Source organism: Bradyrhizobium sp., assembly GCF_028868675.1.
Classification (GTDB): domain Bacteria; phylum Pseudomonadota; class Alphaproteobacteria; order Rhizobiales; family Xanthobacteraceae; genus Bradyrhizobium.
This window is the reverse complement of sequence record NZ_JAGWUA010000039.1, coordinates 1-22,254: the sequence shown is the minus strand read 5'-3', so window position 1 is coordinate 22,254 and position 22,254 is coordinate 1. Positions and strand designations below refer to the sequence as shown.

The 22,254-nt window shown below is 66.1% G+C and carries 21 protein-coding genes; 13 read left to right on the top strand and 8 right to left on the bottom strand.

Annotation, left to right across the window (positions count from 1 at the left end; all coding sequences use genetic code 11):
- Positions 1 to 404 precede the first annotated feature (404 nt).
- The 7 genes from KGM94_RS07965 to KGM94_RS07935 are packed head-to-tail and all read left to right on the top strand — an operon-like array spanning position 405 to position 10,029.
- The gene (locus KGM94_RS07965; protein ID WP_300256628.1) at positions 405 to 1,562 is read left to right on the top strand and encodes a glycosyltransferase; all 1,158 of its coding nucleotides are present in this window, start codon (positions 405 to 407) and stop codon (positions 1,560 to 1,562) included.
- A 28-nt stretch (positions 1,563 to 1,590) separates the two neighbouring features.
- Positions 1,591 to 3,831: an exopolysaccharide transport family protein gene (locus KGM94_RS07960; RefSeq protein ID WP_300256626.1), complete on the top strand. Its 2,241-nt coding sequence runs from the start codon at positions 1,591 to 1,593 to the stop codon at positions 3,829 to 3,831.
- Positions 3,828 to 4,985, top strand: coding sequence for a glycosyltransferase (locus tag KGM94_RS07955; RefSeq protein WP_300256642.1), 1,158 nt, complete (start codon positions 3,828 to 3,830; stop codon positions 4,983 to 4,985). Before KGM94_RS07960 ends, KGM94_RS07955 begins: the two co-directional genes overlap by 4 nt.
- A 41-nt stretch (positions 4,986 to 5,026) precedes the next feature.
- On the top strand, positions 5,027 to 6,361 hold the full coding sequence (locus KGM94_RS07950; RefSeq protein ID WP_366526221.1) for an O-antigen ligase domain-containing protein: 1,335 nt from the start codon (positions 5,027 to 5,029) through the stop codon (positions 6,359 to 6,361).
- Positions 6,358 to 7,878, top strand: coding sequence for a lipid II flippase MurJ (locus KGM94_RS07945; RefSeq protein ID WP_300256623.1), 1,521 nt, complete (start codon positions 6,358 to 6,360; stop codon positions 7,876 to 7,878). The genes KGM94_RS07950 and KGM94_RS07945 overlap by 4 nt, the downstream gene beginning before the upstream one ends.
- A 5-nt stretch (positions 7,879 to 7,883) precedes the next feature.
- A complete protein-coding gene (locus KGM94_RS07940; RefSeq protein WP_300256641.1) occupies positions 7,884 to 8,876 on the top strand; it encodes a polysaccharide deacetylase family protein in 993 nt (330 codons plus the stop codon).
- Positions 8,869 to 10,029, top strand: coding sequence for a glycosyltransferase (locus KGM94_RS07935; RefSeq protein WP_300256621.1), 1,161 nt, complete (start codon positions 8,869 to 8,871; stop codon positions 10,027 to 10,029). Before KGM94_RS07940 ends, KGM94_RS07935 begins: the two co-directional genes overlap by 8 nt.
- Here the strand turns inward: KGM94_RS07935 and KGM94_RS07930 are convergent.
- Positions 10,026 to 10,253 (bottom strand): hypothetical protein, encoded by a 228-nt coding sequence (locus KGM94_RS07930; protein ID WP_300256619.1) that lies wholly within the window; start codon positions 10,251 to 10,253, stop codon positions 10,026 to 10,028. The genes KGM94_RS07935 and KGM94_RS07930 overlap by 4 nt on opposite strands.
- A 134-nt stretch (positions 10,254 to 10,387) precedes the next feature.
- Here KGM94_RS07930 and KGM94_RS07925 point away from each other — a divergent pair, with 134 nt between their 5' ends.
- Entirely contained in the window at positions 10,388 to 11,626 is a 1,239-nt protein-coding gene (locus KGM94_RS07925; RefSeq protein WP_300256617.1) for a hypothetical protein, read from the top strand.
- A 157-nt stretch (positions 11,627 to 11,783) separates the two neighbouring features.
- Positions 11,784 to 12,698: an acyl-CoA acyltransferase gene (locus KGM94_RS07920; RefSeq protein ID WP_366526220.1), complete on the top strand. Its 915-nt coding sequence runs from the start codon at positions 11,784 to 11,786 to the stop codon at positions 12,696 to 12,698.
- A gap of 124 nt (positions 12,699 to 12,822) precedes the next feature.
- Here KGM94_RS07920 and wrbA read toward each other — a convergent pair whose 3' ends face one another.
- Both wrbA and KGM94_RS07910 read right to left on the bottom strand, forming a co-directional pair.
- Positions 12,823 to 13,422, bottom strand: coding sequence for an NAD(P)H:quinone oxidoreductase (wrbA, locus tag KGM94_RS07915; protein WP_300256614.1), 600 nt, complete (start codon positions 13,420 to 13,422; stop codon positions 12,823 to 12,825).
- A gap of 120 nt (positions 13,423 to 13,542) precedes the next feature.
- On the bottom strand, positions 13,543 to 14,241 hold the full coding sequence (locus tag KGM94_RS07910) for a pirin family protein (protein ID WP_300256612.1): 699 nt from the start codon (positions 14,239 to 14,241) through the stop codon (positions 13,543 to 13,545).
- 154 nt (positions 14,242 to 14,395) lie between these two features.
- Between KGM94_RS07910 and KGM94_RS07905 the strand changes: the two genes are divergently transcribed.
- Positions 14,396 to 15,334: a LysR family transcriptional regulator gene (locus KGM94_RS07905; protein WP_300256610.1), complete on the top strand. Its 939-nt coding sequence runs from the start codon at positions 14,396 to 14,398 to the stop codon at positions 15,332 to 15,334.
- Positions 15,335 to 15,382: 48 nt separating this feature from the next.
- Complete coding sequence (locus KGM94_RS07900; protein ID WP_300256608.1) at positions 15,383 to 15,904, top strand: transposase; 522 nt, start codon at positions 15,383 to 15,385, stop codon at positions 15,902 to 15,904.
- Between the two features lie 105 nt (positions 15,905 to 16,009).
- Here the strand turns inward: KGM94_RS07900 and KGM94_RS07895 are convergent, their stop codons facing one another.
- The gene (locus KGM94_RS07895; RefSeq protein WP_300256606.1) at positions 16,010 to 16,801 is read right to left on the bottom strand and encodes an outer membrane protein; all 792 of its coding nucleotides are present in this window, start codon (positions 16,799 to 16,801) and stop codon (positions 16,010 to 16,012) included.
- 181 nt (positions 16,802 to 16,982) lie between these two features.
- Positions 16,983 to 18,149, bottom strand: a complete 1,167-nt coding sequence (locus KGM94_RS07890) for an MBL fold metallo-hydrolase (RefSeq protein ID WP_300256603.1) — start codon at positions 18,147 to 18,149, stop codon at positions 16,983 to 16,985.
- 126 nt (positions 18,150 to 18,275) lie between these two features.
- On the opposite strand from KGM94_RS07890, the gene KGM94_RS07885 reads away from it, so the two are divergent.
- Positions 18,276 to 19,265 (top strand): tripartite tricarboxylate transporter substrate binding protein, encoded by a 990-nt coding sequence (locus tag KGM94_RS07885; protein ID WP_300256601.1) that lies wholly within the window; start codon positions 18,276 to 18,278, stop codon positions 19,263 to 19,265.
- 103 nt (positions 19,266 to 19,368) lie between these two features.
- Complete coding sequence (locus KGM94_RS07880) at positions 19,369 to 19,719, top strand: hypothetical protein (RefSeq protein WP_300256599.1); 351 nt, start codon at positions 19,369 to 19,371, stop codon at positions 19,717 to 19,719.
- 158 nt (positions 19,720 to 19,877) lie between these two features.
- Here the strand turns inward: KGM94_RS07880 and KGM94_RS07875 are convergent, their stop codons facing one another.
- The 3 genes from KGM94_RS07875 to KGM94_RS07865 form a co-directional block, all read right to left on the bottom strand.
- Positions 19,878 to 20,765 carry an NAD(P)-dependent oxidoreductase gene (locus KGM94_RS07875; RefSeq protein WP_300256638.1) on the bottom strand — a complete coding sequence of 296 codons (888 nt, stop codon included), beginning with the start codon at positions 20,763 to 20,765 and terminating at the stop codon, positions 19,878 to 19,880.
- Positions 20,766 to 21,008: 243 nt separating this feature from the next.
- Positions 21,009 to 21,476 carry a YbaK/EbsC family protein gene (locus tag KGM94_RS07870; protein WP_300256597.1) on the bottom strand — a complete coding sequence of 156 codons (468 nt, stop codon included), beginning with the start codon at positions 21,474 to 21,476 and terminating at the stop codon, positions 21,009 to 21,011.
- Between the two features lie 7 nt (positions 21,477 to 21,483).
- Positions 21,484 to 22,224 carry a haloacid dehalogenase type II gene (locus KGM94_RS07865; RefSeq protein WP_300256636.1) on the bottom strand — a complete coding sequence of 247 codons (741 nt, stop codon included), beginning with the start codon at positions 22,222 to 22,224 and terminating at the stop codon, positions 21,484 to 21,486.
- Positions 22,225 to 22,254: the final 30 nt, after the last annotated feature.

Sequence of the window (22,254 nt, the reverse complement as noted above, 5' to 3'; positions counted from 1 at the left end):
CCATCGGGTGTATTCGTTCGCGCGACGGCGAGCCGCATGGCGACCGACGTTTCACTTCCTCGTGCTCGAGCCTCGGAGGCGAGCCTGCTTCGCGCGTCAAGCTTAACGGGTCGCCGACAAATTCTGGGGCGCAGGCAATGACCTATTAACCAAGCTATTTTACGGTCCGTGCCAGGCTTTGCAGCGGCCTGCGCGCGCCGCCGTTCTTCCTCGCTTCGGCGCGGCTCCGATCGAGACGATCCAATCGGAGGCGCGTAGCAAGGTCTTTAGGATTTCTTACCTGTTAACGTCGAAAAAGCAGGAATGAAACTAGCGCGGATTAACTAGGAATTTAGGAACGGGTTGTGCGCGCGCGTGGGTCCCTTAAGGGTTTCATCAAATTGCCCTGGATGATGGGATCCAAGATGCGCGTGGCTATCGTTCACGACTGGTTGTACGTCCTGGGCGGTGCCGAGCAGGTCCTGCGCGAAATCCTGAAATGCTATCCGACGGCGGATGTGTTCACGCTGTTCGATCTGCTTCGCCCGGAAGATCGCCGGAAGCTTGGCTTCGAAAGGTCGCATACCAGCTTTCTGCAGAAGATGCCGTTTCTCGAGCGGCGCCACCGCTCCTACCTGCCGCTGATGCCGCTGGCGATCGAGCAGTTCGATCTGTCGAGCTACGACCTCGTCATCTCCTCGAGCGCCGCGGTCGCCAAGGGCGTCATTATCGGGCCGGATCAACTGCATATCTCCTACGTGCATTCGCCGATGCGATACGCCTGGGATCTCCAGCACGTCTATCTGAAGGAAAGCGGCTACGCGACCGGGCTCAGGAGCCTGATCGCCCGGACGCTCCTGCACCACATGAGGATGTGGGACGTGCGCACCAGCCACGGACCGGACGCGATCATCACCAATTCGCAGTTCGTGGCACGGCGCATCAAGAAGGTCTACGGCCGCGACGCCAAGGTCATCTATCCGCCGGTGACGCTTGCAAGCCGCGACGGCATCCTGCCGGTGGGCAACCACTTCCTCGCCGCGAGCCGGCTCGTTCCCTACAAGCGGATCGAGCCCATCGTTCGCGCCTTCAACGCGATGCCCGATCTCGAACTCGTCGTCGCGGGCGACGGTCCGGAGGCGGAGCGCCTGAAGAAGATCGCGGGCCCGAACGTCAGGTTCGTGGGCTTCGTTCCCGACAGGGATCTGCGCGACCTGATGACCACGGCGCGGGCTTTCGTGTTCGCCGCCGAAGAGGATTTCGGCATCATCCTGGTCGAGGCGCAATCGGAAGGCGCGCCGGTGCTGGCGCTCGGCAAGGGCGGCGCGCGCGAATCGATCACGGCGACCGGGCCGCGGCCGACGGGCATGTTCTTCGACAAGGCGGACCCGGAGACGATCGCGGACTGCGTGCGGTCGTTCGTTGCGAAGGAGAAGACGATCTCGCGGCTGGATTGCCGGCAGCGGGCCACCGCGTTCTCAGTCGAGAGATTCCGCAGCCAGTTCGTTGCGGCCGTGAACGAGGAATTGGAACGGTTCCGTGCGGGGGACCAGGGGCTCGCGTCGCCCCGGTTGATCGCATAGGGCTCGTCATTGTGCCGAGAACAGCAGCATGAGGCACGCGAGCATATCGGAGACCCTGTCCGGCCTGGAATCCGTCGGCAGAATCTGGCGCCGCCGGCGCCTGTTCGCCGCCGTGTTTCTCGGCGCCATCGCGGTCGCCGTCCTTGCGCTGATCGTGCTGCCGGTGCGTTATCTCGCCACGGCATCGGTGATCGTGGCGGAGCAGGAGCCGGGCGTCGCCAACATGTCGCCGGCCTGGGCGCAGAAGGTCGGCGATCCCGCGGACCTGGAAAGCCAGCTCCTCGTCATTCGTTCGTCGCGGCTGATGCGGCTCGTGATGAATGCGCCGGGCGTGCTTGCGGCGGTGACGCAGGAATGCGAGCGCGGCCGCCTGCTCGGAGCGGGCGATTCCTGCCAGAAGCTGAAATCCGACAGCACCGCGTTCATCGAATATGTCGACGCCCATCTCAGCGTGGCCTCGGCCGGCCGCTCGCGCGTCATCAACATCTCCTACCAGTCGCCGATCCCCGAGGTGGCCCAGACCCTGGCCAACGCCCTGACGACGGCATTCCTCGACGATCAGCGCACCGAGGGCGCCAACAGCCGCGAAGTGGCGACGTCGTGGCTGTGGCAGGAGCTTCGGCAGCTCGACGACCAGTTGCGGCAGGCGGATGAGAAGATCCAGAAGTTCCGCCGGGCCAAGGGGCTGATGCGCGGCGCCAACGCGCCGATCACGTCGGAGCGCCTGACCAGCATCGGCCAGCAGCTCTCCCAGGCGGAAGCCGCGCGCGCGGAAGCGGCGGCTCGCCTGCAGGAGATCGAGTCGCAACAGGCGCGCGGCCTGACGGATGCGCCCTCCGTGCTGTCGAGCCGGACGATCGCCGATCTCAAGCAGCAATTGACCACGGTGAGCGCGCAACTCGCCAGCGCAACCAGCGCGCTCGGCCCGAAGCATCCCTCGATCCTGGCGCTCACCCGCGAGCAGTCCCTCGTCCAGCAGCGGCTCGCCGACGAGATGCAGAACATCGCCGCGAGCGCGCGGAAGGCCTACGACGCGAACGACGGCCTCGTGACGTCGCTGAAGAAGCAGATGGAGACCGTGAAGGCGGAAGCCGGATCGGCGACGCTGGACGAAGCATCGATCGAGAGCATGGTGCGCGACACCGAGATCAAGCGGCAGCAATATGCCGAGCTCTACAAGAAGGCCAGCGAGCTGGAGACCGAGCGGCGCGTCCTGCAGGGCAGCACGCGGCTCGTCAGCCTCGCGGAGCTGCCGAACAAGCCGTTCTTTCCCAAGAAGCTGCCGTTCCTGGCGGCCGGCGGCACGCTGGGGCTGATCCTGGCGATCGCCGCAGCCTTGTTCGCCGATCGCCTCGGTCCGCGACCGGCGCAGCAGGCCGCGGAGCCCGTGGCCGCCGAGGCGACGGTGCGGGACGCGACTCCGGCGGGTCCCGCGCAGAGCGTCCGCGCCGGCGTCGATCCTGCCAAGCCGTCGGTCGAGCGGCCGTCCCTGCTGTCGATGATGGCCGGGGTCCCGATCCTTGCTCACCTGCCGCGGCTGCGTGAGCCGCACCAGGCATCGATCGTCGGCGCCATTCTGCAGTCGCACCTGAAGCTGTCCGTCGTGGACGTGTTGCGGCTGGCCGCAAGCGACACCGGGTTTCAGGCGGCGCTGCACGATCTGAAGCGCGGCTTGCGCATCGGCGCCGGTTCGGCGCAACGGATCGTCCTGACGTCTCCGGGCCCGGGCGCCGGCAAGACCGCGACGACGCTTGCTCTCGCCGAGCACCTTGCGGCATTTGGCTGCCGCGTGCTCGCGGTGGAATGCGACGTTCTCGATCCGAGCTTCGAGAAGGTTCTCGGGGTCGACGGTGGCGTCGGCCTGTTGGGCGTGCTCGCGGGTTCGATGCGGGTCAGCGACGCGATCGTCCGGACAACGGCATCGAACCTCGACGTGCTGGTCGCCGGCGGCGCGGGTGCAGGGGCGGCGAATCTGCTGTTCGGCGGGCGGCTGACGGAGTTGCTCGCGGATGCCGGCGGCTACGACGTGGTCTTGATCGACAGCCCGATGCCGCTGAATCCGACCGGCTATCTTGCCGGCGTCGACCACGCCGTCGTCTGCATGAAGGCAGATGCCTCGCTGATCGGAAAGGCCGCATCGGCGATCGCCGGCGTCAAGACGTTCGGAGCGAAGGACGTGGCGATAGCCGTCACCATGGAAGAGCCCAGGCACACGACGGCCGCCGAGCAGGCGTTCGCCACGACCGAAGCATATGCCAGGGCCGGATAATGTCGACGGAACGGGTGCTCTTCGTGGATCACACCGGACAGATCGGCGGTGCCGAGCTGATTTTGCTCGACGTCGTCGAGGGACGGCGGCAGTCCTCGGTGTTCCTGTTCGAGCCCGGTCCGCTGAGCGAGGCGCTGGCGAGCCGGCATCTCAATCTCATAGCGTCGAAATGGGGTCGCGGCGTCACCCAATTTCGCCGCGACAGCTCGGTGCTTTCAGCGCTTCCCCTTGCCGGGCGACTTGCCGCGATCGTCGTTGAAATCGCCCGGGCCTCGCGCGCACACGACGTCGTCTACGCCAACTCGCAAAAGGCGTTCGTGCTCTCGGCGATCGCGAATGTCTTCGTCAAACGGCCGCTGATCTGGCATCTGCATGACATCATCAGCGCCGATCATTTCGGCGCCGCGCAACGGCGGGCGCAGGTCCTGCTCGCGAACGCCTGTGCCAGCAGGGTCATCGTCCCGTCGCAGGCCGCCGCCGCCGCATTCGTCGCCGCCGGCGGCCGGCGCGACCTCGTCGAGATCGTTCCGAACGGACTGGCGATCGAGCCGGACCCGAGTTCGCCCGGCGAATTGAGGCAGCGGTTTGGCCTGCCGCCCGGGCCGCTGGTCGGCGTGTTCAGCCGGCTCGCTCCGTGGAAGGGACAGCACGTGCTGATCGAGGCGCTGGCCGCGCTTCCCGGCGTCAACTGCATCGTCGCAGGCGATGCACTGTTCGGCGAGCAGGACTATGCGGCAGAGCTTTCGCAATTGGTTGCGAAGCTCGGCCTGGACGATCGTGTCCGCTTCCTTGGACATCGCAGCGACGTGCCGAAACTGATGAAGGCCGTCGACGTCATGGTGCATCCCTCGATCGATCCGGAGCCGTTCGGACGGACCCTGGTGGAAGCGATGCTGGCCGGCGTGCCCGTGGTCGCCACCGATGCCGGAGCCGCACCGGACATTCTGGAGGGCGGCAAGGCCGGCACGCTGGTTCCGCCCGCCGATGCGCCGGCGCTCGCCGGCGCGATCGCGGCCGTCCTGGCGAAGCCGGAGCAGCTGACTAGGCAGCTGGAATATGCGACCGGCCGCGCGCGTGCGCATTACAGCCTGGAGCGCATGCTCCATTCGATCGGACTGCTGATCGCCAAGGCGCAGGCGGGGGCCGCGGCGTGAGCACGAGCCTGGCCACCACCTCGCGGGTCGGCGTGTGGCCGATGCCCGGCTGGCTGGCCGCCGTGCTCATGCTGGCCGCGGTCGCCGCGCTCGGCGGCTCGCTCGGCGGCCTCTCGCGCCCGATCTTCGTGCTCGGTTGCGGGGCCGTCGGCTGGTACGCCTGGCGGCAGGGTCCGGCGATGCATCTGCAGGCTGCGTTGATCCTGTTCGCCTTCGCGCCGTTCGTGCGGCGCATCGTCGACCTCTCGGCCGGTTTCGATCAACTCGGTCTGATGCTGATCGGACCGCTGCTCGCGATCCTCGTGCCCGTCCTCTCGCTGCCGCGGCTGCTCGAGACGCACGACCTGTCGGCAAGGCTGATCTGGCCGCTCGGCACCGTCGCGGTCTGCGTCGTCTATGCCGCGATGTTGTCGATGGCCCAGGCCGACTGGAACAACGCGGCGTCCGGAGCGCTGAAATGGCTGGCGCCGCTGCTCTACGCGGCGGTCCTGATGCTCTCCTCCGATCGTCGCGAACTGATCGAGGCGGCGACGTCAGCCTTCCTGGTCATCCTTCCCGTGACCGGCGTCTACGCGGTCTACCAATATGTCGATCCGCCGGAATGGGACCGTTACTGGATGCAGCTTGCGCCGATCCTCTCCATCGGCCAGCCGCTTCCCTACAGCGTACGTTCGTTCAGCACCATGAACTCGCCGGCGAGCTATGCGAGCTTCACCGCGGTCGGGCTGTTTCTGGTCGCCTTTTCGCGGACGCGCTGGCCGGCGCTGCTGCTGGCGCTTCCGGCGGGTCTCGGGCTCCTGCTGTCGCTGTATCGTACGGCCTGGATCTCGCTTGCGCTCGGGATTCTGTTCTGCCTGCTGTTCGCGCAGACGCGGCGACGGGCGGCCGTCATCCTGGTCGGAATCGGCGTCGCGCTGCTGCTCGCCGCCACGCTGACGCCCTTCGGCGACGTCGTCGTCGAGCGCCTCTCGACGCTGGGCGAGGGGATCCAGGACGGCAGCGCCCAGGAACGGCTCGAGGAATTCGTCACCCTTTGGAAGCTGCCTGACAGTTCGCTCTTCGGTGTCGGCTTCACCATCACCGACGTCGGATCGGCCGGTGCCATGCCGGTCGACGGCATGATCATCGCCTGCTGGCTGTCGATGGGAATCGTCGTCGGCGCCTTCTGCCTGACCGCGCTGCTCTGGTCGATCGGTAATGCGCTCGCCACCGCCTGGCGCGACGGCAGCACTGAGGCCGTCATCGTCGGCGCGCTGGCGCTGGGCGCGCTGGCGCAGTTGCCGCTTGCCAACATCACCTCGGGCGAGAACGGTTTCCTGTTCTGGACCTTCGTCGTCCTGCTGACGCCGCCGCTGCTCGCGAGGCCGGCGCGATGACCGCCCATCGGCCTTCGATCCGCCGCTTCAGCGCGATCCTGATCAGCGGCGCGCTCGCCAGCAAGATGCTGGGCTTCGCGCGGGAAGTGCTGATGGCGCACGTGCTGGGCGCAACCCTCATCGCCGACAGTTTTCGCGCGGCGATGACCGCCGTGCTGATTCCCCTCGCGTTCCTGCAGAACGAGAGCGTGCCGGCGATCATGATTCCCATGCATCGCGAGGCGCTGGAGCGCAGCGACGGGCCGAGGAGCCTCGGCGCCCTGACGGTCGTGATCGGGCTGCTCGCGAGCGCGATCATGCTCGCCATTCTCCTGCTCGGCGAGTATTGGGTGAATTCCATGGTCGGCGGCTTCTCGGCCGAGGGCCGCGCGCTCGCCCTGCATTTCGTCCGCCTGATGTCGCTCGGAATGCCCGCATCCGCCATCCTCAACGTCCTCTGCGCCGGCGAGATCGCGCTCGGGCGGACGCGCCTGACCAACGTCCGCGCCAGCCTGCTCAACCTCGCGGTGCTGTCGGGAATCGGCCTCTTGGCGGTAACGGGCGACGCCTATTTCCTGGCCTACGCCTTCACTCTCGCCTTCAACGTGCTGGCGGCCTGGGGGCTGTTCACGCTGTGGCGCGAGGGTGTGATCGGCTTCTCCGGCCTGACCGGCCGGATGATCGCGGACAAGGGCGCGGATTTCTTCCGGCGTCTGCGCGTCCTGCTCGCGCTGCCGCTCGCCGAGCAGGGCAACGTCTGGGTCGAGCGCCTGACGGCCTCGCGGCTGACGACCGGCGCGGTGGCCTCGCTCGACTATGCGCGCTCGCTCACCGAAAGCGCCCTGCTGCTGATCAGCCAGCCCGTCGGCATGGCGGTGCTGTCCAATCACCCGCCGAAGGACGTCCATGCGCAGGCCGAGGCGCTGCTGCGGCCGCTCTTGGCGTTGACCTTGCCGGCGTCCGCATTTCTCGTGATCTTCTCGACCGACATCGTGCGGCTGATCTATTTCCGCGGCGCCTTCGGCGAGGAAGCGCTGCTGCTGACCTCGCACGCGCTGCGGGGCATTGCCTTCGGAGTGTGGGCCGCCACGCTCGGCTGGGTCCTGGTGCGCCTGTTGAACGGCGCCGGACGCAACGGGGTCGCCGCGCTCATCATCGTCTCCGCCTACATCGTCAACATGGGCTTCAACCTGCTGGCCGCGAAGCTGTACGCCTCGCCGGAACAGGGCATGCTGCTGCTCGGGCTCGCCGAAGCGAGCAGAAGCGCCGTGCTGCTGTTCGGTATCGTGCTCGTGCTCGGGGAGCGGCGAAAGGTCCTGATGCTGATGGCCCTTGCGCTGCTGCCCGCGCTGCTGATGTCCGCGCTGGGCCTGCTGATTCAGGGCACGTTTACCGATTTACTATCTCGGCTCCTGGCGGGTGGACTCGGATACCTCTTGTGTCTAGGATTCGCCGTAGGGTTGTTGATGCCGGACATGGGTCTCGTTGCGCTCAGGCGCCTGCGCAGGACGTTTCGCGTCAAGGGAGAGCTGGGTTGAAGCTGATGCTCCTTGCCGCCGCCAGCACCGTTGCGGTTCCCATCGCCAAGGCGGCCGATCGCATGCTTGGCCCGCGCGGCTGCCTGTTCACCTTTCATCGTGCGGCGCCGCCGGATCGGTGGAGCCGGCTGCCGAACCGCAACTTCTACATCGACACCGCCTTCCTCGACGAGTTTCTCACCTATCTTCGCGCCGGCGGCTGGCAAATGGTGACGGTCGAGGAGGCGGTTCGCCGGTCGGCAAACGCCGAGAGCGGCCGCTACGTCAATTTTTCGATCGACGACTGCTACCGCGATTCCTACGAGCTCCTCGCGCCCCTGTTCCGGCGTCACGACGCACCGCTGACGCTCTACGTGACGACGGGCATTCCGGATGGAACCCTGCCGCTCTGGTGGGCCGGCCTTGAGGACGCGCTGCTCGATCGCGACCGCGTATGCGTCGGCGAGGAGCGGATCGAGCTTGCGTCCTGGGATGACCGTCGCGCCGCCTATCATAGCATCGCTTCGTCCTGGGACGGGCCGGATGCGGCCACGCACTATGCCGCGTTCTGCCGGGCGAACGGCATCGATCGCGAGGCCATGCACTGGAAGCACGCGATCTCCTGGGACATGCTGGAGGAACTGGCGCGCGATCCCCTGATCGAGATCGGTGCGCATACGATCAACCATCCGCGCCTCTCGTCGCTGGATTCCGCCACGGCGCTTGCCGAGCTCGAACAATCGCGCAAGAGGTTGAACGCGCGGCTCGGTCTCGACGTCAGGCATTTTGCGTTTCCCTACGGCCGCAGCGGAGATTGCGGTCCGCGCGACTTCGAGCTGGCGCGGCAGGCGGGCTTCCACAGCGCCGCAACCAGCCGCAAGGGCCTCGTGCTGCGGGGGCAGGATCAATTCAGCCTGCCGCGCAACACGATCAACGGGGCGCACAGGAACCTGGCCGCGATGGCGATGCATCTCACGGGCCTCACCGGAGCCGCGGCAAGGATCGTCGGGCGTGTCTGACGGCAGGCCGATGCGGATCGTCTCGATTGCGCACCCGGCCGTCAGCAGCGAGGCCGGGCGGCTGCGCTATCCCCATCTCGCGGCGCGCAGCGATATCGACCTGCATCTCGTCATGCCGGCGGTCTGGAAGGAATTCGGCCGCACCATGGCGGCCGAGCCGCCGGTCGCGGACGGCCTCTCGGTCCACGTGCTGCCGATCCGGATTCCGCAGGCCGGGCCGATGAACTGGTATCTTCATTTCTATCCCGCGCTGCGGCGCCTGCTGCGCGAGCTCGATCCCGACGTGATCCATCTCTGGGAGGAGCCGTGGAGCATCGTTGCGCTGCAGGCGCAGATCCTCAGGCGCCGCGCGGCGCTGGTGCTGGAGGTCGATCAGAACATCCTCAAGCGCCTGCCGCCGCCGTTCGAGACCATCCGCAAGCATGTGCTGAAGCATACCGACCACGTCGTGTCGCGCAGCCCGGATGCGACGATGGTCGTGCGAGCGCGCGGCTACACCGGGCCGGTGACGCCGATCGGATACGGCGTCGATCTCGCGACATTCACGCCCGGTCCGGATTCGGCGCCGGCGCGCGGCGGACCCTTCCGGATCGGCTATGTCGGCCGCCTGGTCGAGGAGAAGGGGCTCGACGATGCGCTGGATGCGATGGCGTCGGGTGCATCCGATGTCTCGCTCGGCATCATGGGCGAGGGACCCTACGAGGGCAGGCTGCGGCAGCGCGTGCGCGAGCTCGGCCTGGGCGAGCGGGTGGACTTCAGCGGATGGGCCTCGCCCGCCGAGGTCGCCGCATTCCTGCGCAGCCTCGATGCGCTCGTGCTGCTGACGCGGACGACGGCGGCCGTACGCGAACAGTTCGGCAGGGTCATCATCGAGGCGCAGGCCTGCGGCGTGCCGGTGATCGGTTCGACCAGCGGCGCCATTCCCGACGTCGTCGGCGAAGGCGGCTGGATCGTGCCGGAACGCGATCCGGAGCGTCTGCGCACCCTCCTGAACGAGCTCTCGGCCGATCGCTCGTTGCTGCGGCCGAAAGCGCTTGCGTCGCGGCTGAACGTCGAGCGGCGCTTCACCTATGACGCGGTAGCCGCCGCTATCGAGACCGCATGCCGAGCCGCAGCGGTTTCGCGTTCGGCGACGATTGCGATACGGCGCTAGCCTCCGCGCGCTTCATTGCATCGATCTGCTTCAACAGCTCGACATATTGCGTTCCGACCCGGTTCCAGCCGTAGACCCCGCTCGAGGCCCTCGCTGACCGCGCTCGCGAGCACAACATTTGGTAATCCGTTGCGGGTAAGAATGCGCGCCAGTTCGCTGGCGACCGTCTCGACGCCCCCGGCGGTGCTCAATTCCTGGACGATCTGGACGATCTCGAAATTCATTGGCTCAACTCAGGGAGCTGACATTGCGGTTTCGTTCTCACTTGTCCGTCATGCTCCGTTTCGCGTTAACCTTTGCCTCATGCATCGTGGCGACGCAGGGGGCGCCTTCGGAACTCCACGCCGGCGCCGATCGGTTGAGGGATCGCGTCGGCGGCGGCAATCTCGTCACGCATCTCGCGGGCAAGCCGCAGGTCGAGCAGCTCTACCAGGCCCTGCATGGCGTCGGCGCCACCATGGGACGGATGGATTCGTACGGCTGGCGGACGCGCGAGCGCGTTCCGACCCCACGCGATTTCGACGCGGGCATGCTCGAAGCCCACAAAAACAGGATCACGCCGGTCATCCTGCTGGAATACGAAGGCAGCTATCAGGCGCTCGATCCGCCGCAGCCGATCGGATCGTACGATGACTGGTTTGCCGCCGGGAAGGCGATGGCCGCGCGTTTTCGTCCGGATGGTGAATGGGGCAGGGAGAACGGCATATCCGGCTGGGGCGCCACGATCTTCACCGCCGTCAACGAGCCGGACGTGCAGGCGACCATTCCGCGCCAGGCCTACCATGACGCCATGGCGGGGCTCGCGGACGGCGTGCACAGTGTCGACCCCGCGCTCCGTGTCGTGCCCGGCGGTTTTGCCACCTGCAATTCGCATGGCGATGCGACCCTGCGCGGCTATGGTCCGGCGATCGCGGACCTGCTGCAGGACGGCCGGCTCGACGGCATCGATCTTCACACCTACTACAACGACCGCTGGTACCCGATGACGCGGGGCCGCGCGTTCTCCGTGCAGACGTGCTTCGACCGTGTCAAGCAGGCCATGGGGCTGACGCGCGACGTCAGCTTCTACGCCACCGAATTCAACGTGGCGCGGGCCGGTGAGTGGGAGGATTCGAGAACCGCCGGACGGCTGTATCTCAGCGCCTTCTGGGACCAGGTCGCGGTCGTCGGCCGGGACGGACATACGCCGGTCATGGTGCTGGCCTTTCCCTGGAATCTCGGCGACACGCCGCGCGTCGACGGCCCGCATTACGCGATGGCCGTCACCGAGGATCCCTGGTCGCCCGAAATCCGCGGCGTAGTCCAGCAGACGATCCTGCGGCTCGCCGGCGACATGACGATCGCATCCGTCGAAAAGCGTCGCGGCCTCATCGCGCTGACGGGCGCGGATGCCGAGCTCTTCGTGTGGCAGAACCTGCCGGGCTGGACGGACCGGCCGGGGCGAACGCTCGAGCTGATGCTGCCCGACTGGGCGCACACGATCGAGATCTGGGGATGGGACGGACTGCGGCGCAGGATGGCGGCCACGGGCGGCAAGTCGGTCATCACGGATTTGAACGAGAACGAGACCACCATGATCCGCGTGCCGAGGCGGTAGCGCGGCACGAATTCGCGCCCCGACGCCCGCCCGCCGTTAAGGTAAATGCAAAGCATATCGCACGCTGCCGACACTGTTGTGAGTCTGGGCCGCGACATGCTGCTATCCACCATGCTTCAGTTTGCCGCCGTCGTTTCTTGTCGCAGCGAGCCTCGTGGTGTCGTTCAAGGTGCAGCCGATCGCCAGATCCGACCAGCAGGATGCGGGCCCTTCACCGGGTCCGTCCTTGCGCGTGCGCGAGATCGTCGCGCCTGATCTGCCCGCGATCGCAGCCCTTCTCACCAAGGGCTTTTCGTTCCGCTCCAACGAGTATTGGCTGCGCGGGATGGAGCGTCATGCGCGGCGCGCGCGTCCGGCGGGATACCCGACCTACGGCTATTGCCTCGATCGCGGCGGCGTGCCGGTCGGCGTGATCCTGCTGCTGTTCTCCGAGCTGCGCGAAGGCGCGACGACCGCCGTGCGCTGCAACGTCTCGAGCTGGTACGTCGAGCCCGAGTTCAGGACCTACGGCTCGCCGCTCGTCAGGGCCGCCACCAGGGACAAGAACGTCACCTATTTCAACATCACGCCTGCGCCGCACACCTGGGCGACCGTCGAAGCGCAGGGCTTTTCGGTCTATTGCAGGGGGCAGATGTATGGCGCGCTGGCGCTGTCCAAGCCCGTGAGGAACGCAAGCGCGGAGCCGTTTTCCGAAGACCGCTGCGACGGGCTTGCAGAGTTCGAAGCCGATCTGCTCCGCGAGCACGCCGCCTGGGGCTGCCTCAGCGTCGTGGTGCGCGACGGGGAGGCAGCCCATCCCTTCGTGTTTCAGAGACACCTCGTCAAGGACATCGTTCCCGTCTACCGCCTGATCTGGTGCCGCGACATCGCCGATCTGGAACGGTTCGCCGGCAACATCGGACGTTTTTTCGCCCGCCGCGGCGGCCTGCTGGTTCGCTTCGACGCCAACCGTCCCGCCTCCCACATCGTCGGCTGGTACTCGGAAAGGCGCGGCCGGAAATACGCCAAAGGCCCGCTTCCGCCGCGGCTCGGCGATCTCGCCTTCACGGAAGCGGCGCTGTTCGACAGCTAAAGCGCGAGGCGATTGAGATGAATCGTCATCGCGCTTTAGGTTATTGTTTGAGCATGATCTCCGCGCAAACGCGCTCCGCGTTTGTCGCGAGGGAAAACCGCTTCGCACTTTTCCGGATCATGCTTCAGCCATGAAGTTTCCTGGCGGTCTCAGCGATCACGCGTCCCTGGTAGCGCGCGCCCGCAAGCTCGTTGGCGCTGGGCTGCCGGCTGCCGTCGCCGCCGGTGATCGTGGTGGCGCCGTAGGGCGCCCCGCCCGTGACCTCGTCGAGCTTCATCTGGCCGGCAAAGCCGTAGTTCAGGCCGACCACGACCATGCCGAAATGCAGGAGGTTGGCGATGATCGAGAACAGCGTGGTCTCCTGGCCGCCATGCTGGGTCGCCGTCGAGGAGAAGGCGCCGCCGACCTTGCCGTGCAGCGCGCCCCTGGCCCAGAGACCGCCGGCCTGGTCGAGGAAGTTCGCCATCTGCGAGCTCATGCGGCCGAAGCGGGTGCCGGTGCCGACGATGATCGCGTCGTAGTTCGCGAGCTCGTCGACCCTGGCGACGGGCGCAGCCTGATCCAGCTTGTAGTGCGAGGCCTTGGCGACCTCGGCCGGCACGAGCTCGGGGACGCGCTTGATGTCGACGGTCGCACCCGCCTCGCGCGCCCCTTCGGCGACGGCGTTCGCCATCGCTTCGATATGGCCGTAGGCGGAATAATAGAGGACGAGAACTTTTGCCATTGTGGTCTCCGTTGTGGTCTTGAGTGAGTTGCTTGTCATTGCCGGGCCTACGCCACGCCGAAGAGGCTTCGGCCTCGCAGGCGGGTCAAGCCCGGGCACGACGGTGGCGTGTGGGGCGCATCACGCCGCGTCGACGAGCACCAGCTCGGAATCCTCGAGCGCCGTGATCGTCAGGCGATCCTCGTCGCGGATCGCGGCGCCGTCGCGGGCGTTGACGCGCACGCCGTTGATCTCGATCGCGCCCGCGGCCGGCACGAGATAGAGGTGGCGCGATTTCTCTGCCGTGTACTCGGCGGTCTCGCCGGCCTTCAGCGTGGTGGCGAGCACCCGCGCCGCGGCGCGGATCGGCAGCGCCTCCGTGTCGCGCTCGTAGCCGCTCGCGATGGTGACGAGCTTGCCGGAGCGGTCCGCCTTCGGAAACGGTTTCGAGCCCCAGGTCGGCTGGCCGCCGCGTCCGGCCGGCTCGATCCAGATCTGGAAGATCCTGGTCTTGCCCGGCTCGAGATTATACTCGGAGTGGCGGATGCCGCTGCCCGCGCTCATCACCTGCACGTCGCCGGCCTCGGTGCGTCCCTTGTTGCCGAGACTGTCCTGATGGGTGATCGCGCCTTCGCGCACATAGGTGATGATCTCCATGTTGGAATGCGGATGGGCGGGAAAGCCGGTGTTCGGCTCGATCTCGTCGTCGTTCCACACACGCAACGCGCCATGGCCCATGTTGTTCGGGTCGTAGTAGCTCGCGAAGGAGAAGTGGTGCCTGGCCTTGAGCCAGCCGTGGTCGGCTCCGCCGAGCCTGGAGAACGGTCTGAGTTCGATCATGGGGAAACTCCCTTGGTCTGGAGCTTTGGGCGTTGCCGCGCCTGGAAGGCCGGCCGCCCAAACCTGCGATGGCATCTGGATAAGGTCTCTTCCATGGTATAGAAATAGAAACTATTGAAACTCATTGTTTCCAAAACGACCTGGACCGGCTCCCATGGCAAGACTTCCCGATTTCGAGGCGCTCGCGATTTTCGCCAAGGTGGTGGAATTGCGCTCGTTCGCGGCGGCCGCGGGCGAACTCGCGACCTCAAAGGCGACCGTCTCCAAGGCGGTCACGAGGCTGGAGGAGCGGCTCGGCGCCCGGCTGTTCAACCGCACCTCGCGCCGGCTTGCGCTGACCGATGCCGGCCACAAGCTCGCCGAACGGGCGACGCGGCTGCTCGCCGACGGCGAGGCCGCGGAGAACGAGGCGTTGGCGCAATCCGTCGCGCCGCGCGGGCTGGTGCGACTCGCGGTGCCCATGAGCTTCGGCGTCAAGGCGGTCGCGCCGCTGCTGCCGGAGTTCTTTCAGGCCTATCCGGAGGTGTCGGTCGATCTTCATTTGAGCGACGCCACCGTCGACCTGATCGGCGAGGGCTTCGACGCCGCGCTGCGCATCGCGCGGCTGCCGGACTCATCGCTGATCGCGCGGCGGCTCTTCACCATGCCGCGCTATACGGTGGCCGCGCCCGCCTATCTGAAGCGCCACGGCCGCCCGGCGCATCCGATGCATCTCGCCGGGCACAAATGCTTCAGTTACGCCTATCTCTCCACGCCGAACGTCTGGCAGTACACCAACGCGGCCGGCGAGCAGGCGAGCGTGCGTCCGGCCGGACAATTGCGCGTCAACAACGGCGAGGCGGTGATGCCGGCGCTCCTTGCCGGTCTCGGCATCGCCGATCTGCCCGAATTCATCGTCGGCGAGGCGATCTCCGCAGGTCAGGTCGAGGTGATCCTGAAGGACTGGAAGCAGCCGGAAGGCGCGGTGCACCTGGTGATGCCGCCCGGCGGCCCGCGCCCGGCGCGCGTCGAGGCGCTCGCGGAGTTTCTCGCAGCAAAGCTGCCGGGCACCTGCAAGCGGCGGAAGCGTGTGCAAAAGGCACTATTCTCGTAGGATGGGCAAAGCGAAGCGTGCCCACCATCCTAGGTGACACGATCCGATATGCCTCAGTACCGTCGAGCCCAAGGCAAGGTCTTCTTCTTCACGGTCGTTCTCGCCCACCGGTCAGACACTTTGCTCGTGGATGAGGTTGATCGCCTGAGACGGGTTTACCGAACGGTTCGAGCGCGCCGTCCGTTCGAGACGGTTGCCATCTGCATCTTACCCGATCACCTTCACGCAATCTGGGAGCTTCCCGAAAGTGATGCCGATTACGCGTTGCGATGGAATTTGATCAAGAGCGGCTTCTCGCGCGGCCTGGACGCCGGGTCGCGCTCGGTCAGCAAGGTCATCAAGCGCGAAAAAGGGATATGGCAGCGCCGCTATTGGGAGCACGCCATCCGCGACGACGCGGACCTTGAGCGTCACGTCGACTACATCCATTTCAATCCGGTGAAGCATGGATACGTCGCGCGCGTGAGTGATTGGCCCTACAGCAGCTTTCACCGCTATGTGGACCGCGGCGTCCTCGTGGCTGACTGGGGAGGTGACATGCGGGAGGTCTTGGGTTCGTTTGGAGAGTAGTGGTGGGCACGCTGCGCTTTGCCCACTCTACGGGATGATCTGCAAGTGATGCAAAAAAGCCCGGCATTTCGGCCGGGCCTTTCGTTTCTCGATGTGTAGGTCAGATCAGTAGCGGGCGACGACGGGACCGCCGAAGCGGTAGTTGATGCCGGCCTTCACGAGGTCGATGCGCTGCCTGATGTCGTACTGGGCGGCAACCGTATTCGCCAAGGCGGGCTGCAGGGTCTCGCGCTGGGTGCCGAAATCCATGTAGTCGTATTCGATCTTGACCGACCAGTTTGCAGTGAAGGCATATTCGGCGCCGATGCCCAGCATCCAGCCGAAGCGATCGGAATCGGCGGACTGCAGCGTGGTGCCCGGAACGAAAGCAGGCGCCGCCCCGGTCCCCGCGGTGGTCCAGAACCTATCGCGAGCCCAGGCGCCGCCGGCCTTGCCGAAGATCATGAAGCGGTCGAACGCGTAGCCGACGCGGCCGGCCAGCGTTGCCAGCGCCGAGGTCTTGCTGTTGTCGGTGACGTTGTTCGGGGCGGTCAGAGAGCCGTTGCTGCCCCTCAGATCGGTCCAACTCGCCTGTCCCTCGACGCCGAGCACCCATTGTCCGACCTGATAGTTGAAACCGGCCTGCACGCCGGCCAGCCAGCTACTCGCGCTGTGATCGCCCTGGTTGGAGCCGACGCAGTTGGGAAAACCGCCGCAGTTGATCGGGGTGGCCGGGAGGTACCAGCTCTTGTTGAACCAGTCGCCGCCGCCGTGGACGCCGAGATAGAAGCCGGTCCAGTTGTAGGCGGGTGCGGCCATCACCGGCGCCTTGGTGTAGGTTCGCGCCGGAAGATCGGCCGCGAAGGCCGTCGACGAGACGGCAAGGGCCGCGATCGCAGCGAGCAAAGTCTTTTTCATTTCAAAATTCCGATGTGTCGTGTTTGGCGAACGTATTGGATTCCCGGGTTTCAGCTATGTCGCCAAGGACACACCCGTTCGAAAACGGCTCCAATGAAATACCGCCCCGGTATGGCCGTACTCTCGAACGATGTTGGCCGAAGTGCCTGGCCTCCGGCGTCGCCGCACGACCCTGCGTTCCTCACGCCTTCCAGGACGTGAGCACGGCCTGCGCGCATTCGTTCATGACGGTGAGCGCGCGTTCGACGGTTGCCGCACCGAGCACGAATGGATTGGCTCCGCCGGAGGCGAGAGCGGCGAGCTTCTCGACGGAGCCGTCGTAGCCGCTGTGATTGGAGATGAAGACGTCGACACCCTGCTGCCTGGCGATCTCCCGCGCGCGCGCCGTCGCATCCACATAGGCTTGCAACCGATCCGGGTTTCTGCCGAAATTGAAGGCCGTACCGCCCCACAGCAACGCGCGATGCTTCTGCGATCCCGAGCGCACCTCGAAGATCGGCGAGATCGTTCCCATGGTGTGTCCCGGCGTGATCAGAATATCCACGGTGGCATCGCCAAGCCGGACCTTGCCGCCGTCGGCGACGCCGACATCGCGCTTCGGTGGCCGTCCCCACAGCGGATGATCGAATTCCAGCTTGGTCTCCATCATGGTCCAGTCGGTCTCGCTGAGAACGACGCGCGAGCCGTATTTTCGGGCGAAATGACCGGCGCCGCCGTAGTGATCGCCATGGCCGTGGGTCACGATGATCGTCTTGACGTGCGACGGATCGAGTCCAAGGGTCTTGAGGCCCTGCTCGATGGTCCGCTCGGCGTCGTCATCATTGTTCATGGCATCGAAGAGGATGATGCCATCGGAGGTCGTGAGCGCCCACGCGCTGACCCACTTGCCGCCCACGAAATACAGATTGTCGAAGGCCTTGCCGGGTGGCGGCGCAGACAGCGCAATCAGCTTCGCGAGATCCGGCGTCGGCGCCTTGAAATTGGGGTCGGCCGACCTGCCGAGCACGAGTAGCGCCTCGAGATCGGTGCCTGCGGCCTGCTTGGCGGCAGCGAGATGACGCTCGACTTCCGGCGTCATCGCATCGGCCAGCGCATATGGTGCGGCCAGCGCAAAGCAGCAGGCACAGCCCATCTTCAGCAATGCCCTCCGACTGGCCAGCGAGGCGGAGCTGACTTCCTCGGCGCTAAAGGAGGTCGGCGTCGATTGACGAAAAAGGGACATTGTCTTGGTCTCCCTAACGGCTGCTTGTTCTGGGTGCGTCCGATCGCCGCTGTGAATATTCGACCTGCGCTCAGCCAAAGGCAAGTCATCCGGTTGCCTCTCCAGTCGAGCCGCTCGCTCCCGCACGGGGGTGCGAGCGGTGATCGAGGGCCGAGCGGCCTGGTCCGCTCCACCCGCAACGGCCGTCGGCCTTGCCCACCCCGGTATTGGCGTTAGTCTATCCTCCCAAGAATAAGCCGGGGGAAATCGCCAATGAATCGACGTGAACTGCTTCGCGCCGCTGCCGCCTTGCCGCTGCTGCGCGCCGTGCTGCCGACCGCTGCCTTCGCCCAAAGCCCCTATCCCTCCCGCAACATCACCCTGATCGTGCCGTTTCCCCCCGGCGGACAGGCCGACATCGCGGCGCGGCCCGTCGCGCTGGCGCTGGAGAAGGTCTTGGGCAAGCCGGTCCTGGTCGACAACCGCGCCGGGGGCGGCGGCGGGTCGGTCGGCAATGCGGCGGCCGCGCGCGCCGAGCCCGACGGTCACACGCTGCTGATGACGCTGTCTTCGCTCGCCGTGCTGCCGGAGGCCGACCGGTTGTTCGGCCGGCCGGTGGCCTATGAGGTCGCGCAATTCACGCCGATCGCGCGCGTGCTCGCCGATCCGACCATGCTCGCGGTGCCGGCGTCGTCGCCGTGGAAGACGGTCGCCGATTTCGTTGCCGATGCGAAGAAGCGTCCGGGCGAGATCCCCTACGGCTCGTCCGGCCCCTACGGCACGCTGCATGTCTCGATGGAGATGTTCGCCGCAAGCGCCGACATCAAGTTGCTGCATGTGCCGTTCCGCGGCGCGGGTCCCGCGCTCACGGCCATCCTCAGCGGCACCGTGCAGGCGATCGCGGCCTCACCCGGTACGCTGAAGCCGCAGGTCGACGACGGCAAGCTGCGGGTGCTCGCCAATTGGGGCGCGCGGCGCGTGCCGAGCTTCCCCGATGTCCCGACCTTTCAGGAACTCGGCTACAAGGACGTCGAGATGTATATCTGGGCGGGGCTGTTCGGCCAGGCCGCGCTGCCGGCGCCGGTCGTCAACCGCCTGCGCGACGCGATGGCCCAGGTCATGAAGAGCCCGGACGTGCTCAGGACCTTCGAGGCATCGGGCAGTCTGGTCGCCTACCAGGACGCGCCGGAGTTTTCGCAATTCGTCGCCGGGGACAGCGCCCGTTTGATCGCGGCGGTGAAGAAGATCGGCCGGGTGGAATAGGTTCCCCGCCGATCCGCGCGGTCTTCACATCTTGTTGTCCGCCGAGAACCTTCGTTCGCCTGATCGATTAGGCAGGGTTTAGCGTGGACGAAGGATGGGCCTGATGCGAACAGGGCGGATCGCGCTCGCGGTGGCGCTTTCGATCGGCGGTGGGCTCCTGCAGGGCGCTGCAGCGGAAGAGTATCGCGGCACCATGGAGCAGCAGATGGCCTGCACGCCCGACGTCTGGCGCCTGTGCAGCGACCAGATCCCCGACGTCGATCGCATCGTGGCGTGCTTGCGGCAGAATACGCCGCAGCTTTCCAGCGGCTGCCGCGCCGTGTTCGAGTCCAACAACCGGGCGCAGCCGCAGCAGCCCGTTCCTGGCGGCCGGGCCGCGCCGCCCCGCTACGACGACAGGCCACAACCCGGCATCGTGCAGCCGCGGCCCTACGACGATGATGACGACGATTAGATGAAACGGAGCGTGCCCCCGAGCGCTGCCACCTCTCGAAGGGACAGGTCGGATCGCATCGATAGATGCGATCCCTGTGAGGGGTTACGGTCTCACGCAGCGCTGTGGCCTCTTAACCCGTCGAGGTTGGCGCCTTATTCCATGCGTTTGCGTATCAATCAGGACTTCTTCAAGACTTCAAAGACTGCCGCCGTGTCCTGGTCGCCCAATCCCATCGCCATGGCCTGATCATAGACCGGCCGGGTCGAGCTGAACAATGGAGTCGCGCAGCCTAGCTCGTCGGCAAATTCGCCGATGATCGCCATGTCTTTTTGCCAGATCGACACTTTCATGGTCGCGGGCTCATAAACGCGCTCGACCATCATCGGCGCGCGCATTTGAAACATCCGCGAGCCGCCGGCGCCCGGGCCGACCATATCCACCACCATTTTCAAATCCAGCCCCGCTCGCTCCGCCAGGATCATCGCCTCGGCACTCGCGACGTTGTGGATGGCGACCAGATGATTGGCGATGAATTTCATGCGGCTGCCATTGCCATAGCTGCCGAGATCGGCGCTCTGCCTGGCGAAGTCGGCGAACAGCGGGGCGCAACGGGCAATGGCCGCGCTGTCGCCGCTGGCATAGACCACCAGATCGCGATTTTTGGCCTGCGCCCCTGTTCCGCTCAGCGGACAGTCCAGCGCGATGTGGCCCGCGCCCCTCAGAAGGCTTTCAAAAGCAAGCTTGTCGGCGATGCTGAGCGTACTGAGTTCGACGACGATCCGCGGCGGCTGACCGGAATTGGCGATGGCCCGCGCGACGTCCGCGACCGCCGCGGGAGTGGGGAGACTCGTCATGATCACGGGCGCGTCGCGCGCGACCGAAGCAGCGTCTTCGACGACGGTGACGCCATCACGCGAGAGCTCCGCTCGTCGCGCCGCATCGATATCGAAGCCGATCACCCGCCACCCGCGATCGACGAGATTGCGGGCGATCGCACTGCCCATGATGCCGAGGCCGACAAGTCCAACGGTCTTATCCATGACAAGTCGTCCTTCGAAATCGATTTGCCGAAGGCATCGGCGGCGCCTGAATGGTCATCGTCCGGGGGATGTGGTGAGCCCGCGCGCTCAACGGCAATGATGACACCATACCCCTGATTTGCCCGACGCGTCAAGCGAATTTCGCAAAATCCGCAATCGCCGTCCAAGGCCCTTGACGGCTCCTTTGCATGGGGTTGTTCCTCGGATTTTGTTGCCCGGCCGTGGAGGCTTCGCGCCGGGCTTGATTGCATTGGGCTTTTGCGCGGGCTACGGCCTGTGCTCGCAGACGTCGACCCATTCGGCCGACACCAGCTCGGCCATGCGCTCGGGCGCGATGCGCACGGCGCTGTGGGTCGAGCCCGCGGCCGGCACCACGACGTCGAACGCCTTCAGCGACACGTCGCAATAGATCGGCAGCGGCACCTTCAGGCCGAACGGACAGACGCCGCCGACCTCGTGCCCGGTGATGTCGGCGACCTCCTCCAGCCCGAGCATCTTCGGCTTGCCGCCGAACGCCGCCTTCACCTTCTTGTTGTCCATCCGCGACGTTCCGCTCGCCACGATCAGGATCACGCGCTCGCCGATCCGCAAGGACAGCGTCTTGGCGATGCGGCCGGGCTCGACGCCGTAGGCCTCGGCGGCAAGCGGCACCGTGGCCGAGCTGATCGGCGATTCGATGACGGAGATGTCGGGAGCTTTCTCGGCGAAGAAGGCGCGAACGGATTGAAGGCTCATTCCAGGCTCATAGTCGGGCGGCAATCTCGGGCAGGTCGGAGAGCGAATGGACACGGTGATCCGGCTGAAATCCGAGTTCGTCCATCTGGGTCCGGATCGCCTTGAACATGGTCAGCGGTGGCACGAGATCGCTCTCGACGCAAGCCAGCGCCATTGCCTCCGGCGTCACGCGCTCGATCCAGGCGACGTTGAGCCCGACCGCCTTCGCGCCGGCCACGTCCCAGGGATTGGAGGAGACGAACAGCACCTCGTGCGGCGCCGTGCCGAGCACCTCGCCGATCAGCGCATAGGCCTCCGGGCTCGGCTTGAAGATCTTCTTGGCGTCGACGCTGACGACGGCGTCGAGCAGGGGAGCGAGGCCTGAATTGCCGACCAGCGCGTCCAGCATGTCCGGGCTGCCGTTGGAGAGGATCGCGAGCTTCTTCGGCTTCAATGCCGTGAGCGCGGTGATCGCATCGGGATAGAGCTCCAGATGCAGATATTTCTCCATCAGCCGCTCGAACGCCTCGCCTTCATAGCCCAGTCCGAGCACCCGCAGCGTGTAGGCGAGCGAGTCGCGCGTCACGGCCGCAAAATCCCGGTAGCGTCGCATCAGCGAGCACAGCCAGGTGTATTCGAGCTGCTTGATGCGCCAGATCTGCGTGATGATCTCGCCATAGCCCGGAAACGCATCCTCGGTGATCTCCGCGACCGACTGGATGTCGTAGAGCGTCCCGTAGGCGTCGAACACGACCGCTTTGAGGGCCAATGGATCAATCCCGGCGTTGCTGATCCGCTG